This window comes from uncultured Phenylobacterium sp. (assembly GCF_902826855.1).
Taxonomy (GTDB): domain Bacteria; phylum Pseudomonadota; class Alphaproteobacteria; order Caulobacterales; family Caulobacteraceae; genus Phenylobacterium.
On the sequence record NZ_CADEGK010000240.1, the window covers coordinates 5,172 to 6,320 of the forward strand.

The 1,149-nt window shown below is 68.8% G+C and carries 1 protein-coding gene; it reads left to right on the top strand.

Translation table 11 applies throughout. The annotated features are described in order from the left end of the window. Positions 1-822: 822 nt before the first annotated feature. On the top strand, positions 823-1,149 hold a 327-nt coding region (locus QZV94_RS22070; RefSeq protein WP_293682022.1), incomplete at its 3' end, for a winged helix-turn-helix domain-containing protein.

Here is a 1,149-nt window from a genome sequence, read left to right on the forward strand (position 1 = left end):
TTGCTGGCGTTGCGTCGGGCGATGACGATATCTCGCAGAACCGGGAAAAGTGCACGACCCGGGATGTTCGGGGGAACAGCCATGCAATTCACACTCAGTGCGCTGGGGGAAGACCTGAGCCGGCCGCTTGACGCCGGCGTCCTCGGCGCCTTTGACGACGCCCTGCGCGAGGCGCAGGAGATGCTGGAACGGCACCCGGGCTGTGAGGCGGTCGAGATCTTCGCCGAGGGGGCCTTCGTCCACGACGTGGCGCGTCGGCCGAACTGATCGCAATCATCGGGCGGCCGGCAGCGTCGAGCGGGACCCAGCGCCCGGGAAAAAGGACCCCCGATCTCGGATGAGACCGGGGGTAAAGAAGTGGCCCGCGGGCTAAGGGGGCCCACAGGCTCTCGCCGAGGCTCGAGCCGGTCCAGACGCTCTCCCCAGACCGTCCAGATCGGTCACACCGGGCGGGCAAGACCCTCTCGATGGGAGCCCCGACACAGGCTCCGCCTGCTCCGGCCGCACCCGCACAGGCGCAGCCCCCTTTCGGCGACGCCCGCGGGGGCGAACGTCGTCATCCGGGCCAGGACGGGGAGCCAACTGTCGGGTTTGCCCCCGGTCCCTGAAAAAGCGATTGGAACCCAGGGTCAGAAGACCAGCCGCCGATCCGCGCTGACATGGGCCCGAGCCGATCTTTTCCCGAGCATTCGCCGATCATTGCCACGCATGCGCAATGTCAGGTCAGCGGTGGCGGCGTCTGGAGGTTGTGTTATGTCCAGTCCCGGCGGCGGTCGGCACGGGCCGCGCCACGGGATTCTTCTTGGACGTACCGGGAGTTCGATGCAGCTGGCGCATCAAGCTGCGTTTTCGCTAGGGGCGCTCGACGTGCGGCCGCCGACGCGCGAGGTCGTGTTTCCTCACGGGCGCGAGGTGCTGCAGCCGCGGGTCATGCAGGTGCTCGTCGCACTCGCCTGGGCCCGAGGCGCCGTGGTGAGCCGCGATGACCTGATCGCCAGCTGCTGGGGCGGCCGCGTGGTGGGCGAGGACGCCATTACGCTCGTGATGATGAAGCTGCGCAGGCTGGCGGAACGCAGCGAAGGCGCCTTTGCGGTGGAGACGGTCCCCCGCGTGGGATACCGGCTGGTCACGGGCAGTGGGCTCGCCGCC